Here is a 13897-nt window from a genome sequence, read left to right on the forward strand (position 1 = left end):
ATGATGCCTGCGTCAGAGGAAAATAACATCCCCAAGAGCCGCATGAGCGGCCCGGCCCGCTGGCTGGTGTTCACCGTGGCGGTGGGCCTGACTTGTTTTCATCTCTACACCGCCGCTTTCGGGGTGATGTCCCCCCTGTACCAGCGTTCGGTCCATTTGATGGGCCTGATGCTTCTGACCTTTTTGATCTACCGGGCCTTTACCGGCCGTGACGGCAGCAACCCCGGCGTGGTGGATTGGATCGTCAGCCTGGGCATGATCGCCGTGGGGCTGTTTTTCATCAACGCCTTCGCCCCCAACGCGGTGCTGGAGCGGGGCATCATGGGCCCCACCGACAACGAGATATGGATGGGCGCCCTGCTCATAGTCCTGATCCTGGAGGGCACCCGGCGCACGGTGGGCCTGCCCATCGTGCTGGTGGCGGTGGCCTTTTTGGCCTACGGCATGCTGGGCCCCTACATGCCCGACATGCTGGCCCATAAGGGCTACAGCCCCCAGCGCCTGGTCAGCTACCTGGTGTGGACCACCGAGGGCGTCTTCGGCATCCCCATCGCCGTGTCGGCCACCTTCGTGGTGGTGTTCATCATCTTCGGCGCCTTTTTGGACAAGCTGGGCGCGGGCAATTTCTTCATCCAGCTGGCCCTGGCCCTCACCGGCCGGCGGCGGGGCGGCCCGGCACTCACCTCCGTGGTGGCCTCCGGTCTCATGGGCTCCATCAGTGGATCGTCGGTGTCCAACGTGGTCACCACCGGCACTTTCACCATCCCCCTGATGAAGCGCACCGGCTATTCGCCCCTATTCGCCGGGGCGGTGGAAGCGGTGGCCTCCACCGGCGGGCAGATCATGCCCCCGGTGATGGGCGCGGGCGCCTTTGTCATGGCCGAGCTCTTGGGCACCTCCTATGCCCACATCGCCCTGGCCGCGGTCATCCCGGCCTTGCTCTACTTCCTCTCGGTGGGCCTGATGGTTTACTTCGAGGCCCAGCGCAAGCAGCTGAAGGTGCTGAGCAAGGAAGAGGTGCCCAACGCCCTGGATACGCTGCGCAAGGGATATCATTTGCTGATCCCTCTGCTGGTTCTGATCTATCTGCTGGTCGTAGAGCAGCTCTCGCCTATGCTCTCGGGCTTTTACGCCATCTGCACCCTGGTGGTCACCGCCTCGGCCTACATCGTGGTGCGCGAGAAGCGCTTCCCCTGGCGGGAGATTATCGAGGCCCTGGAAAAGGGCATCATCACCGCGGCGCCCGTGGCCATGGCCTGCGCCGCCGCGGGAATGGTCATCGGAGTGGTGTCCCTGACCGGCCTGGGGGTGCGCTTCACCCAGATGGTGATCCATCTTTCCGGCGGCGTGCTTTGGCTGGGCGGCCTCTTGACCATGGTGGCCTGCATCATCCTGGGCATGGGCCTGCCCACCACGGCGGCCTATATCATCACCGCCATCCTGGGGGTGCCCGCGCTCACCGACATGGGAGTCTCGCCGCTGCAGGCCCACATGTTCATCTTCTACTTCGCCATCATCTCCTTCATCACCCCGCCGGTGGCCATCAGCGCCTACGCGGCCAGCGGCATCGCGGGCACCAACGCCATGAACACCGGCTTCCAGTCCTTCAAGCTGGGCCTGGCCGGTTTTATCGTGCCCTTCCTGTTCCTCTATAGTCCTTCCATCGTGCTGGAGGGCTCGCTGTGGCACATCGTGCTCAACTCCCTCACCGCCATGCTGGGGGTGGGCGCGCTGGCCGGCGGCCTGGTCGGCTGGTTTTTCATGCCGTTGAAGCTCTGGCTTCGCCTGATATTCTTGGTTTCGGCCATAGCCCTCATCGTGCCCAACCTCCTGGCGAGCCTGGTCGGCATCGTGCCTTTGGTAATCGTGGCCATGATGGGGGTGAAGAGCAAAAAAGTTTAAACACCACGGATAGGCCATGTCTAATCAACAAGTCGTTTGCCGAGCCTCGTCTTACCGCTGGGTGATTCTGGGCATATTGTCGTTTTCCTATTTGCTGGTGTTCGTGCATCGCATGTGCCCGGCGGTTTTGGCCGAGGACATAATGCACTCCTTCGGGGCCTCCGGGGCGGTCACGGGGTTGCTGGCTTCGGCATACTTCTATCCCTATGCCCTGATGCAGGGGCCGGGCGGCTTTATCACCGATCGCTTGGGAACCCGCCGCCTGGTCACCCTGTCCATGCTGGTGGCCAGCGTGGGCTCGGTGCTTTTCGCCCTTTCCTCCGGGGTCACCAGCGCCTTCCTGTCGAGGGTGCTGGTGGGCCTGGGGGTGTCGGTGGTGCTGGTGCCCACCTACAAGGCCCTCACCGCCTGGTTCCCGGTCAAGGACTACGTGCTGGGCACTTCCCTGGTTATAGCCGTCGCCGGGCTGGGCGCCCTGCTGGCCGGGTCGCCCCTGGCCGGGCTCAGCGAGGCCATCGGTTGGCGCGGCAGCTTCTGGGTCATCGCCGGTCTCACCATGGCCAATGCGGCCCTGGTGTGGTTTCTGGTGCGCGACAAGCCCCAGGATTTAGGCCTGCCTCCCGTGGAGACCATCGCGGAAGGAGACCACCACGCGGCTAAATCCGTTCCCCTGCGCCAGGTGTTGCCCATGGTGCTGGGCAACCGGGACTTTTGGCTGCTGGCTGGGTGGTTCTTCTTTAACGGCGGCGTGCTGTTCAGCTTTGCCGGTCTTTGGGCCGGGCCATATTACATGCAGGCCTACGCCATGAGCAAGACCCAGGCCGGGCAGGTGATAAACGTCTTTTCCTTCGGCTTGGTGTTCGGCCCCCTCATTTTCGCCTGGATCGCGGCCAAGGTGCCGTCGCGGGGGGCGGTGCTGGGCGGGAGCATGGTGGCCTGGTCCGCCATTCTGGTATGGATTCTCCTGCGCAACGGCTCCATGAGCCTGACCGAGATCTACGCCTTCAACCTCATCTTCGGCTTGGTGGGCGCGGGTCCGGCGGGGGTGTGTTTCGCCGCGGTAAAGGAGCGTTTTCCGGTCAGCATCGCGGGCACGGTCACCGGCTTTACTTATGTGCTGCCCATGATCGGCAGCGCGCTCTACCAGCCCTTGGCCGGAGCCATCCTGGACCGCTCCGGCAATCTTAGCGCCGGTCTGGGGGCGGCGGACTTCACCCCGCTGTTCTGGTTATACCTGGCCTCCACCGTGATCGGCGCGATCATGGCTTACGCTTACCGCACCCAAAAGCACTAGCAGCCTATCCAAAGACGCCCGGGCCGACTGACCTTCGGCCCGGGTTGTCTTCACCTCCCTCGCCGTTTGGCGCCTCGGGCGCGGCGCCCCCCCGATGTAACCCAAAGTTAACAAATTACCGCCACGGCGGTTGTTAAGATAAGAGGCCAAACTGCTGATGCGCGGGCCCGGCTCGGTCCGGGCCTAAACCGGCGGGCCGCGGGCCTAAGGGCCTGTTGCGCGCCAACAGAAGAGAGTTTTATGAGCAACAAAGGGCAGACCCAGGCAGCACCCTCCGGCGCCCCGCCTATTCCACCAGATTACGATCTGGAGCGGGCGGCGGGCGATATCGACTCCTGGGACCAGGCGCAGTACGAAGGCATCATTTCCACCGAGCTCACTTCCGACCAGCGCGTCCGGGTGGCCGAGCCCGATGGCGCCCATCCCCGGCAACGCGAGATTCTGGCCATCCACTGGCACCCGGAATGGGTTCCCATGGATTTGACCGCCCGGCGGGTGGATGCCCTTTATCCCAACGCGGACAAAAGCCTGATCATCCCCACCCAACACAACCAGATTCTCGACTGGAACGGCTACAGCGGGGTGGAGGTGGATTGTTATTCCTCCGGCTTCAACCGAAAGGTGCAGCTCTTGCTGCATTTCAAAACCGAGGCCCTGGGCGAGGCCCATATCCTGCGCTCCATGCTGGAGCACACCTTCAAATACCGTTCGGGACAGATGTTCGAGTTCATTGACACCATCATCAATCCCGCTCTGTCGGCGCGCCTGGAGCAGGCGGCCAACGACACCGGCTCCAGCGAAGAGGTGGTGGCCTTCACACGCTTTTACACCGCCCGGCTGCGCCGTTTGGTGGAGATGAACCTGGCCGATACCCCCGCGTTCATGATCAAGAACAAGCTGTTGACCGAATACATCGACGCCCAGCGCGGGCGCCATACCGAGGTCATGGTCAACCGGGCCCAGCTCTTGCTCAAGGCGGTGAAGGCCATCGTCAAGGCGCATTTTTCCCTTAGCTATTTTTTCCGGGCCAGCGAGGTCATCGAAGAAGCCCGTTCCTTGGGCGGCGGGGTGGTGATTCCCCACCCCGAGCAGTTCTGGCCCATCCTGCTGGCCGAATATGACGTGGACGGGGTGGAGGTCTGGAACCCCCAGTCGCGCGAGTACACCGAGTTTTTGATCCGGGCCCTGACCAACCAGAACAAGAGCCTGCCCTCCGGGCGTCGGCCCATGCTGATCTTCATGGGAGACGACACTCACATGTCGGTCAAGCTCAAGGAGCCGGGCCGAGTGGAGCCTTCCAAGTACGAGCGGGAAGTGGGCTTGCAACCCGCCTGGGACGACGTGGCGGTGCGCAAGAGCCTCAGTCTGGCCGGGGCCAGCCGCTCGCAGGTAATCGATGAATACCGGTCTCGCCTCAATTAAAGGATAGGGAGCAATGAGTTCCTCCGCCAACAGGTTCAGGCATGAGTCTCTCCAGGACTGCCAAAGCATCATCAATTATTTGATCGCCCTCAAGGACGGCTTCGAAAGCGGGGCCCTGCTGTTTTCCACCGACGGCCGCAACCTGGTGCTCAAGCCCGATGGCTTGATCAACCTGAACGTGGAAGCCAAGCGCAAGGGGGAGGAGATCAAGCTTTCCCTGAAGATGCGCTGGAGCGAAAACGAGGGCGGCGGCAACCCCGAGGACCAGCCCCTTTTGATAGAGCCCATCAAGGCAAGTTAAGCGTCAGCCATGCCAGCCACGCATCGCCTGGAAGAGGTGCGGGAGAATTTCCGCTTCATCGTCAGCGAAGTCACCGCCCAGGTAGAGCTCACCCGCCGCTTTTACCAGCAGCCCCGCCGGGAGCTGATGGAGAAGATCAGCTCCCGCGACGACTACGTGGACAACCTCAAGAGCGTTATCCAGGAGCAGAGCTTCGACCGCCTCATGGACCCCAGGGGCATCGAGCGGGCCAAGGTGGTGGAGCTAAGGGCGCTCAACACCATAACCGCCAACCTGGAGCGCATCGCCGATTTCGCGGTGAACCTGGTGGGCCAGATGGGCCATCTGGCGCAGTTGGAAAACCGGCGCCTGGTAGACTTTGCCCCCTTTTTCGACGAGGTGCTGGTGGGGCTGAACAACGTGGTGGACGCCCTGGATCGGCGCAACTCCAACAAGGCCTTTCGCATCTGCCAGTGCGAGTTCAACCTGGACGAGCTGCACCGCCACACCTTTGGCAAGGTGTTGGAGGAGCTGGAGGCCAGTTCCCATCGCGGCGACCTGGTGACCATCATTTTTTTCAGCCACTACCTGGAGCGCATGGGCGACTGCCTGCTCAACATCGGCGAGGCCCTTATCTTCGTCCTGGTGGGCGAGAAGATGAAGATCCGCCAGTACCAGGCCCTGAACGACACCCTGGCCGCCTCCGGCCTGTCGTCTTCGGTGGGGCAGGTGGAGTTCGAATCCATCTGGGGCACCAGGGGCGGCTGCCGCATCGCGGCGGTGCAGGATCCGCGGCCCGAGTCCACCAGCCCGGTGCTGTTCAAGCAGGGCCTGGCCAAGAAGCTGGGCAAGGAAAAAGAAAACCTGGAGCTGTGGGAAAAGCTGGCCCCCGGCCTACCCCCCAAGGTGTGGGCCTTCCAGGAGGACGAGGACGGCGAAGGCTCCATTCTCCTGGAATACCTGCCCGGCTGCACCATGCAGGACTTGCTTGTCAACGGCGACGAGACAAACCTGGCCCGGTCCGAGAACCTGCTGGAAGAGACCCTGGGCAAGGTGTGGTGGAGAACCAAGCAGGCTAGAGAGCTGCGTTCCGATTTCGTGGGCCAGATTCGCGCCCGTCAGGAGGCGGTGTACCGCATCCATCCCGAGCTTGAGAGCAAACCCGTGGTCATCGGCAACCTGCGGCTGCCTTCCTTCGAGGGCCTGCTGGATACCTTGGAGGAACTGGAGCCCGAGCTGGCCGCCCCCTACGCGGTGCGCACCCACGGAGACCTCAACCTGAACAACGTGATTTACGACCCCCTCGGCCAGCGCCTGCATTTCATCGATCTGCACCGCTCGGCCATGGCCGACTGCGCCCAGGACATCTCGGTGTTTTTGGTCTCCAACTTCCGCTTGCCGGTTTTCGAACCCGAGGTGCGCCGGCGCATCAACACGGTCATCGCGCGCTTTCTGAACTTCGCCCTGGATTTCGCCCGCAACCTGGGCGACGAGGCCTTTCAGGCCCGTCTGGCCCTGGGGTTGGGGCGCTCCATGTTTTCCTCCACCCGCTTTGAAATGAACGGCCACTTCGCCCGGGAGATGCATCTCAGGGCCGTGTACTTGTTGGAGCGGGTGGTGGCCCACCGGGGCCGGGATTGGTCACGCTTCAAGCTGCCCCGGCAACCCCTCATCTTTCCCTGAGCCGGTATGAAATGACGACAAAGAGTAAACTCAAAGTAGCCGTGGTCGGCATCGCGGGCGGTTGGTCCAGCCAACGCCTGCTGGATGCCCTGGAACAACGCACCGGATTCCGTTGCTTGGTGGACATGTCCCAGGTGCGCTCGGACCTGCACACCGGCCGGGCCTATTATGACGACGTGGACCTGACCGCCCTGGACGGCTTGGTAATCAAAAAGGTGGGGGCCGAGTATTCCCCGGATCTGTTGGACCGCCTGGAGCTGCTGCGCTTCATCGCCTCCCGGGGGCCGCGCGTCTTTTCGCCGCCCGCCTCCATCATCGCCATGCTGGACCGCCTGAGCTGCACCACCACCCTGGTGGCCGGGGGCATCCCCATGCCGCCCACCGTGGTCACCGAAAGCGTGGACCAGGCGGCCCGGGCGGTTGAGCGCATGGGCCGCTCGGTGCTCAAGCCCCTGTACTCCACCAAGGCCCGGGGCATGCTGGTGGTGGAGCCCGGACCCGGCCTGCGCGAGAAAATCGCCGCATACCGCGACGCGGGTCACCCCATGATCTACTTGCAGCAAATGCTGGCCTTGCCCGGCCAGGACCTGGGCGTGGTGTTCTTGGGTGGTGAGTATCTGGCCACCTACGCCCGCGTGGCCAACGGCGACTCCTGGAACACCACCCGCCGGGCGGGGGGCCGCTACCAGGAGTACGAGCCCAGCCGGGAGATCAAGGAGCTGGCCCAGCGGGCCCAGGCCTTGTTCAATCTGGATTTCACCTGCGTGGGCGTGGCCGAGACCGAACAAGGTCCGGTGGTGTTCGAGGTGAGCGCCTTTGGCGGCTTCCGGGGGCTGCAGGAAGGATGCGCCATGGACGCGGCCAGCTATTACGCCGAATACGTTTGCCGGGAGTTGGCCTCATGAACCTGCCTCGCGTAAGCGAGTTGGCCGAAGAGCTGCTGGGGCGCCAGACGGCCGATATCCGCCTGAACCTTGGGCTCAACGAACTGAACTTCGAGATCCGCACCAACCGCCCCGAGCTGGCCGAGGAACTGGAGCGCTATTACCGGCCTTTCCAGCAGGCCGGCGGCGACGGGCCCCTGATCACGGTGTACGCCCTGGAGACCCCGGCCTGGGATTGCGCTCTGCCGCTCAGGCTCAAGGACCCGGAGCCGGGCAAGAGCAAAATCAAGGAAGAGTACGTGGACCTTGCGGACGGGCGCCTGGTGCGCAAGCGCCTCACGGGCATGGTCTTCGTCTTCGGCGGCGATACCAACCTGGCCCTGGGGCCCTGCCTGGCCAATCCCAACCAAGTGGTCAACTTCATCAACAACCGTCAGATACAATGGGAATTGGAGCGGGGAGCCTTGCTGGCCCACGCCGCCGGGGTATGCGGCCCGCGCCTGGGCCTGGCCATGGCCGGGCGGGCGGGGCAGGGCAAGTCCACCCTGGCCCTGCACCTGATGAGCCGGGGAGTTACCTTCGTCTCCAATGACCGCCTCATGGTGACCCAAGGCGAACAGGGCCCCTTGATGAGCGGGCTGGCCAAGCTGCCGCGCATCAACCCCGGCACGGCGCTTAACAACCCGGACCTGAGCAAGGTGATGAGCCCGACCGATCAAAAGCGTTTCGCCGCCCTGCCGCCGGCGCAGCTGTGGTCCCTGGAGCACAAGTACGACGTGGACATCGACGCCTGCTTCGGACCGGGGCGTATCAAGATGGGCGGGAGCCTCGACCTGCTGGCCCTGCTGGATTGGGAGCGCGACGCCGGGGAATGCCGCCTGCGGCAAGTGGATTTGGCCGAGCACCCGGACCTGTTGGCCGCCTTTATGAAGGAGCCGGGCCTGTTCTATCTGCCGCCCGTGGGCCAGGCCGCGCCCGGCCAAGCGGACTATCTCCGGGTGCTGGCCGGGGCCAAGGTCTTGGTCCTGGAGGGTGGGGTTGATTTCGAAAGGGCCGCGGATTTGCTGGCCCAGGAGCTGCGCTAGACTTGAGCGACCAAGGTGGCCTGACCATAAGCCGACCCCTGCGCGTGCCCGATCCGGTGCGACTGGCCCGCTACGGCCGAGCGCCGGAGCTGGGGCCAACCATCCTGTTTTTCAGTGGCGGCACCGGACCCGGCCCCCTGTGCCGGGAGCTGATCCAATACACCCACAACTCCATCCACCTCATCACCCCCTTTGACTCCGGCGGCTCGTCGGCGGTTTTGCGCCGGGCCTTTGCCATGCCCGCGGTGGGCGACCTGCGCAACCGCATGATGGCCCTGGCCGACATGAGCGTGCGGGGCAACGCCGAGGTGCGCCGCCTTTTCTCCTATCGCCTGCCCCCGGAGGCCGACGCCCGGGAGCTGCGGCAGCGCCTGGAGGACATGGTGGAGGGCGACGACCCCTTGGTGGCCGCGGTTCCCGACCCCCTGCGCAAGATCATCCGCAACCACCTGGGCTATTTCCTGGCCGAGATGCCGGATCACTTCGACCTGGCCGGGGCCAGCATCGGCAACCTGGTCTTGGTGGGGGGCTATCTCAACAACGGCCGCCATCTGGACCCGGTGGTTTTTCTGTTCACCAAGCTGGCCGAGGTGCGCGGGGTGGTGCGCCCGGTGGTCAACCAGGATCTGCACCTGTCCGCCCGCCTGGCCGACGGCCGCCTGATCCTGGGGCAGCACCGCCTGACCGGCAAGAACGAGCCGCCCTTGTCCTCGCCCATCGTAAAGCTGGGCCTGAATCAGGGCCTGGACCAGGAGCGCCCGGCATCGGCGGCGATCAGGCCCAAGGTGGCCCGCCTCGTCGCCACGGCGGAGCTGATCTGCTATCCGGTGGGCAGCTTTTACAGCAGCCTGTTGGCCAGCCTGTTGCCCTCGGGAATAGGGGAGGCGGTGGCCGCCAATCCCTGTCCCAAGGTGTTCGTGCCCAATACCGCGCCGGATAGCGAGGCGCTCACGGGGGGGGTGGCCCAGCGCGTGGCCGAGCTGCTTGGCGCTCTGGGCGCCCAGGAGGGGGCCCGGCGCGACGGGGGACGAGTCTTGGATTACGTGCTTTTGGACCGGCAGTGGCAAGGCTATCCCGGAGGATGGGATCGCCGGTCCCTGGAAGATATGGGCCTGGGGGTCATCGAGACCGAACTAGTCACGCCAGACAGCGCCCCCCTGACCGATGGGCGCCTTTTGGCCGAAGCCCTGCTCTCTTTGGTTTGAGGCCAGGGAGGCGACGGTAGTCTATTACCTGGAGAAACGTATGAACACTCCCAAGAAGGATAAAGTGAAGCACCGCTTTTCGCCCGCCGAGGCGGCGGACTATCTGCGCCAACTGGCCGACGCCTTGGAGCAGGGGCACATCGCCCTGCGCTCCGACGAGCTGGACCTGGAGGGCGAGGTAAAGGTCAAAGAGGAGCTCAAGACCAAGTCCGACAAGACCACCTTGAAGATAAACCTCAAGCTGGTTTCTCCCATACCCATTCCCTCGCCGGAAGAGGCCGCGGCCGGGGAGGCCGGCGAGCCGGAGCAGGACGGGGGGTTCGTGGAGATAACTGCCGGTGAGGAGGAGCCCGCCGAGAGCGAGGGCAAGGCTTCCTACAAAAAGGTGAAAAAGGCCCTGGGCAAAAGCTTCAGCGCGGTGCGGGAGGCCCGCAAGCAGGGGGGCATGCCCGAGGCTGAGCAAGTCGCGGCCTTTCTGGCCGATGCCCGGGCCCTGTGCACCTTTGACAAGGCCAAGTACGGCAGCGAGAACTACCCCCGCTTTTTGGCCGCCCTGGAGCGCCTGGAAGCGGCCATGGCCGCCGGCGAGGCCCAGGCCCTGGACGAGGCTCTGGCCGAAGTGGCTCAGTGCAAAAGCGACTGTCACGGCAAGTTCAAATAGATACGCATCCAGCCAAATCGCCCCTGGCCGCCCTCTGGGGCGGCCTTTTTTTGCGCTCCGGCGGCCACTTTAATCTAACTGGCCAGGATAAAACCGATATCGCTGAATTTTTATTGGGTGGGGTTTTTAAAATCATTGAGGATTTTGCTTGAAATGGCTGCCTTGAAGTGATAATCATGCTGCATGGAAAGCATGTTGTCAGACAAATATGAGTTGAAGCAGCCTTTGCGTCTTCCCGACCAGGTGGCCGCCATACTCGTGGGGGAGTTGGAAAACGGCACGCTCAAGCCGGGCGAGATGCTGCCTCCCGAGATGGAACTGGCCGCCCGCTTCGGCGTGAGCCGGGCGGTGATCCGCGAGGCGCTTTCCCAGCTCAAGGCCGAAGGGCTTTTGGAATCTCAACAGGGGCGCGGGGTCATGGTGGTGGGACGCGCCGGACGCCGTTACTTCCGCCTGGAGGATCCCGAGAAATCCAACGCTGAATCCCTGACCCACCTGTATGAGCTTCGGGCCATCCTGGAAGCCGAGGCCGCGGCCTTGGCCGCCGCTCGGGCCCATACGCGCGATATCGCCCGCTTGGGTGAGTGCGTGGTGGCCATGGCCCACGCGGTGGAAGGCGACGCCATAGGGGCCGTGCCCGACCTGGACTTTCATCGCGGCATCGCCGAGGCCAGCGGCAATCAGCACCTGTGCGAACTGATGCAGTTCTTGAACGACAAGCTGCTGGTGCTCATCCAAGGGGCCAGGGAGCATTCGCGGCAAAACCCCGGCCTGCCCCGGCAGGTGCAAAAGGAACACGAGAGCATCTACCGGGCCATAGAGGCGCGCGACCCCCAGAAGGCCAGGGAAGAGACCCTGGCCCATCTGCGGATGGCGGCCAAACGCTTGGGGCTGGATATCTAGGGTGGACGAGGTCTTCGCCGGCCGCGCGGCCGCCAAGCGGGCTTTAGTCGGGCAGGGGAGCTTTGAGGTTTTTTTGGTCAAGGGGCGCCGGCTGCCCGTCAAGACGGTCTAAAATGTTGAGTGGCCGAGGAAAGGCGCGGAGGGCGCCTTTTGATACTTAATCGGATCAAGCACTGGAGTAGTGACATGATCGCCAACCAGGCGACCACGAAACGGGACAAGCCGAAAGGTAAACACAGCTTTTATCCTGCCTGGTGTAAGCGTTGCGGCAATTGCGTGTCCTTTTGTCCCCTGGGCATCCTGGTCGCGGATGAATGGGGCTATCCCCGTCTGGTGGACCAGGATCGCTGCACGGGATGCGGGCTATGCGAAATGCTTTGCCCCGACTTCGCCATAACCGTGGGCTATGAAAAACCCGGGGCAATGGACTTGGCCCATCCGGTCGGCGCGGTAAGGCCGCGTGAGGTGAAAAAGGAACAATCCGAGTCCGCCAAGAACACCGGCACGATCAGCCCGGAACGTTTGGCCCCGGTGCCGCGGGAGGAAAAATAGTCATGGCCGCAGAAACCACCAAGCCGTCGCGCAGGCCGGCCAAGTCGGCGCGCAAGGGTCAATCCCGGCTGCTGCAGGGCAACGAGGCCGCTTCCTTGGGCGCCTTGGCCGCCGGCTGCAACTTTTTCGCGGGCTATCCCATCACCCCGGCCAGCGAGATCACCGAGTACATGAGCCGGGAGATGCCGGTACGGGGAAATCCCTTCATCCAGATGGAGGACGAGATCGCCTCCATAGGGGCCTGCGTGGGCGCCTCTCTGGCCGGCCGCAAGGCCATGACCGCCACCAGCGGGCCGGGCTTCTCCCTGATGCAGGAGAACCTGGGCTACGCCATGATCGCCGAAATCCCCTTGGTGGTGGTCAACGTGATGCGCGGCGGGCCCAGCACCGGCCTGCCCACCAACGTGGCCCAGGGCGACGTGCAGCAGGCCCGCTGGGGCACCCACGGCGACCACCCGGCCGTCGTGTTCTGCCCCAGTTCGGTTAGCGAGTGCTTCGAGCTGATGGTAATGGCCTTTAACACGGCCGAGCGCTTCCGCACCCCGGTCATTTTCCTGGCCGACGAGACGGTGGCCCACTTGCGCGAGAAGGTGGTGCTGCCGGCCGAGGGCGATCTGGAGGTCATCGACCGCCGCCGCCCGGCCGTGCCTCCGGACTGGTACGTGCCTTATAAAACCGACGGCAGCCTGATTCCGCGCCTGGCCGATCTGGGCGAGGGCTACCGCTACCACGTGACCGGCCTGGTGCATGACGAGCGGGGCTTCCCCACCCGCCGGGCCGACGAGGTGGAGCCTTTCTACGCCCGACTCTTCGGCAAGATCAGCCGCCACTTCGACGACCTGATGCTCACCAAGCAGTATTCCCTGGACGACGCCGAGATCGTGCTGATCTCCTATGGCTGCACGGCCCGCTCCTGCCGGGCGGCGGTGCGCCTGGGCCGGGAACGGGGCATCAAGCTGGGCCTGCTGCAGCTGTTGACCCTGTGGCCGTTCCCCCGCCAGGCGGTGGAGGCGGCGCTCACCGGGCGCAAGGCGGCCCTGGTGCCCGAACTCAACATGGGCCAGATCAGCCGCGAGGTAAAAAGGGTCAACGACGGACGAACCCAGGTGATTCGTCACAGCAAAATGGACGGCACCATGATCACCCCCGAGGAGATCCTGGGCCGCATGCGGGAGGTGGCCTGATGACGGCGGTGCATCGAAGCGTGGTCTACGATTGGCTGCGTCACGATAAGAAGTTCCCCCACGTATGGTGCCCCGGCTGCGGGCTGGGCATCCTGTTGGGATCGCTGGTGCGCTCCCTGGCCCAGGGCGGCTACGACAAGAACCAGGTGGTGCTGGTAAGCGGCATCGGCTGTTCCGGCCGCCTGCCGGTGTACGTGGACGTGGGCAGCGTGCACACCACCCACGGCCGGGCCCTTACCTTTGCCACGGGCATCAAGCTGGCCAAGCCGGAGCTCAAGGTCATCGTGGTAATGGGCGACGGCGATGCCACGGCCATCGGCGGCAACCATCTTATACACGCGGCGCGGCGCAACCTGGACCTCACGGCCATTATCGTCAACAACCTGAACTACGGCATGACCGGCGGCCAATACAGCCCCACCACCCCCCTGGGCGCCAAGGCCACCACCGCCCCTTACGGGCATTCCGAGCCCAGCTTTGACATCAGCGCCCTCACGGTGACCGCGGGGGCCTCCTTCGTGGCCCGCTCCACGGTGTACCACGTGACCCAGCTGGACCAGATGCTGGGCCAGGCCATAGCCAAGAAGGGCTTCGGCGTGGTGGAGGTGCTCAGCCCCTGCCACACCAACTACGGGCGGCAAAACCGGCTGGGCAGCCAGGTGGAGATGATGAAGGGCTTCAAGAAACAGGCGGTGCGCGCGGACCGCTGGGACAAGGTGAGCCCGGCCGAGCGCGAGGGCCGTTTCCCCATCGGCGTCTTGGCCGACCACGGGCGCCCCACTTTCTGGGAGACTTACGAGGGCGCCATCGAACGGGCCCAGGCCATCCGGAAGGAGGGCTAG

Annotated in this window: 13 protein-coding genes; all 13 read left to right on the forward strand. The window is 64.2% G+C overall.

Features of this window, described 5'->3' with window-relative positions:
- The 13 genes from AACH32_RS07850 to AACH32_RS07910 all read left to right on the forward strand — a co-directional run bounded on the left by AACH32_RS07850 (nt 1) and on the right by AACH32_RS07910 (nt 13897).
- The gene (locus tag AACH32_RS07850; RefSeq protein ID WP_338606231.1) at nt 1-1902 is read left to right on the forward strand and encodes a TRAP transporter permease; all 1902 of its coding nucleotides are present in this window, start codon (nt 1-3) and stop codon (nt 1900-1902) included.
- Between the two features lie 16 nt (nt 1903-1918).
- The gene (locus tag AACH32_RS07855) at nt 1919-3196 is read left to right on the forward strand and encodes an MFS transporter (RefSeq protein WP_338606232.1); all 1278 of its coding nucleotides are present in this window, start codon (nt 1919-1921) and stop codon (nt 3194-3196) included.
- Between the two features lie 240 nt (nt 3197-3436).
- Nucleotides 3437-4618 (forward strand): hypothetical protein, encoded by a 1182-nt coding sequence (locus AACH32_RS07860; RefSeq protein WP_338606233.1) that lies wholly within the window; start codon nt 3437-3439, stop codon nt 4616-4618.
- Nucleotides 4619-4631: 13 nt separating this feature from the next.
- On the forward strand, nt 4632-4919 hold the full coding sequence (locus tag AACH32_RS07865; protein WP_338606234.1) for an amphi-Trp domain-containing protein: 288 nt from the start codon (nt 4632-4634) through the stop codon (nt 4917-4919).
- Between the two features lie 9 nt (nt 4920-4928).
- Nucleotides 4929-6581: a PhoU domain-containing protein gene (locus tag AACH32_RS07870; RefSeq protein WP_338606235.1), complete on the forward strand. Its 1653-nt coding sequence runs from the start codon at nt 4929-4931 to the stop codon at nt 6579-6581.
- 11 nt (nt 6582-6592) lie between these two features.
- On the forward strand, nt 6593-7486 hold the full coding sequence (locus AACH32_RS07875) for a GAK system ATP-grasp enzyme (protein WP_338606236.1): 894 nt from the start codon (nt 6593-6595) through the stop codon (nt 7484-7486).
- On the forward strand, nt 7483-8550 hold the full coding sequence (locus AACH32_RS07880; RefSeq protein WP_338606237.1) for an HprK-related kinase B: 1068 nt from the start codon (nt 7483-7485) through the stop codon (nt 8548-8550). The genes AACH32_RS07875 and AACH32_RS07880 overlap by 4 nt, the downstream gene beginning before the upstream one ends.
- Before the next feature lie 2 nt (nt 8551-8552).
- Nucleotides 8553-9755: a GAK system CofD-like protein gene (locus AACH32_RS07885; protein WP_338606238.1), complete on the forward strand. Its 1203-nt coding sequence runs from the start codon at nt 8553-8555 to the stop codon at nt 9753-9755.
- A gap of 40 nt (nt 9756-9795) precedes the next feature.
- Entirely contained in the window at nt 9796-10416 is a 621-nt protein-coding gene (locus AACH32_RS07890; protein WP_338606239.1) for a GAK system XXXCH domain-containing protein, read from the forward strand.
- A gap of 192 nt (nt 10417-10608) precedes the next feature.
- Nucleotides 10609-11319, forward strand: a complete 711-nt coding sequence (locus AACH32_RS07895; RefSeq protein ID WP_338606240.1) for a FadR/GntR family transcriptional regulator — start codon at nt 10609-10611, stop codon at nt 11317-11319.
- Nucleotides 11320-11505: 186 nt separating this feature from the next.
- On the forward strand, nt 11506-11871 hold the full coding sequence (locus AACH32_RS07900; protein ID WP_338606241.1) for a 4Fe-4S dicluster domain-containing protein: 366 nt from the start codon (nt 11506-11508) through the stop codon (nt 11869-11871).
- A 2-nt stretch (nt 11872-11873) separates the two neighbouring features.
- Nucleotides 11874-13055 (forward strand): 2-oxoacid:acceptor oxidoreductase subunit alpha, encoded by a 1182-nt coding sequence (locus tag AACH32_RS07905; protein WP_338606242.1) that lies wholly within the window; start codon nt 11874-11876, stop codon nt 13053-13055.
- Nucleotides 13055-13897, forward strand: coding sequence for a 2-oxoacid:ferredoxin oxidoreductase subunit beta (locus tag AACH32_RS07910; RefSeq protein ID WP_338606243.1), 843 nt, complete (start codon nt 13055-13057; stop codon nt 13895-13897). Before AACH32_RS07905 ends, AACH32_RS07910 begins: the two co-directional genes overlap by 1 nt.

The sequence above is a fragment of the Desulfoferula mesophila genome (assembly GCF_037076455.1).
Lineage (GTDB): Bacteria > Desulfobacterota > Desulfarculia > Desulfarculales > Desulfarculaceae > Desulfoferula > Desulfoferula mesophila.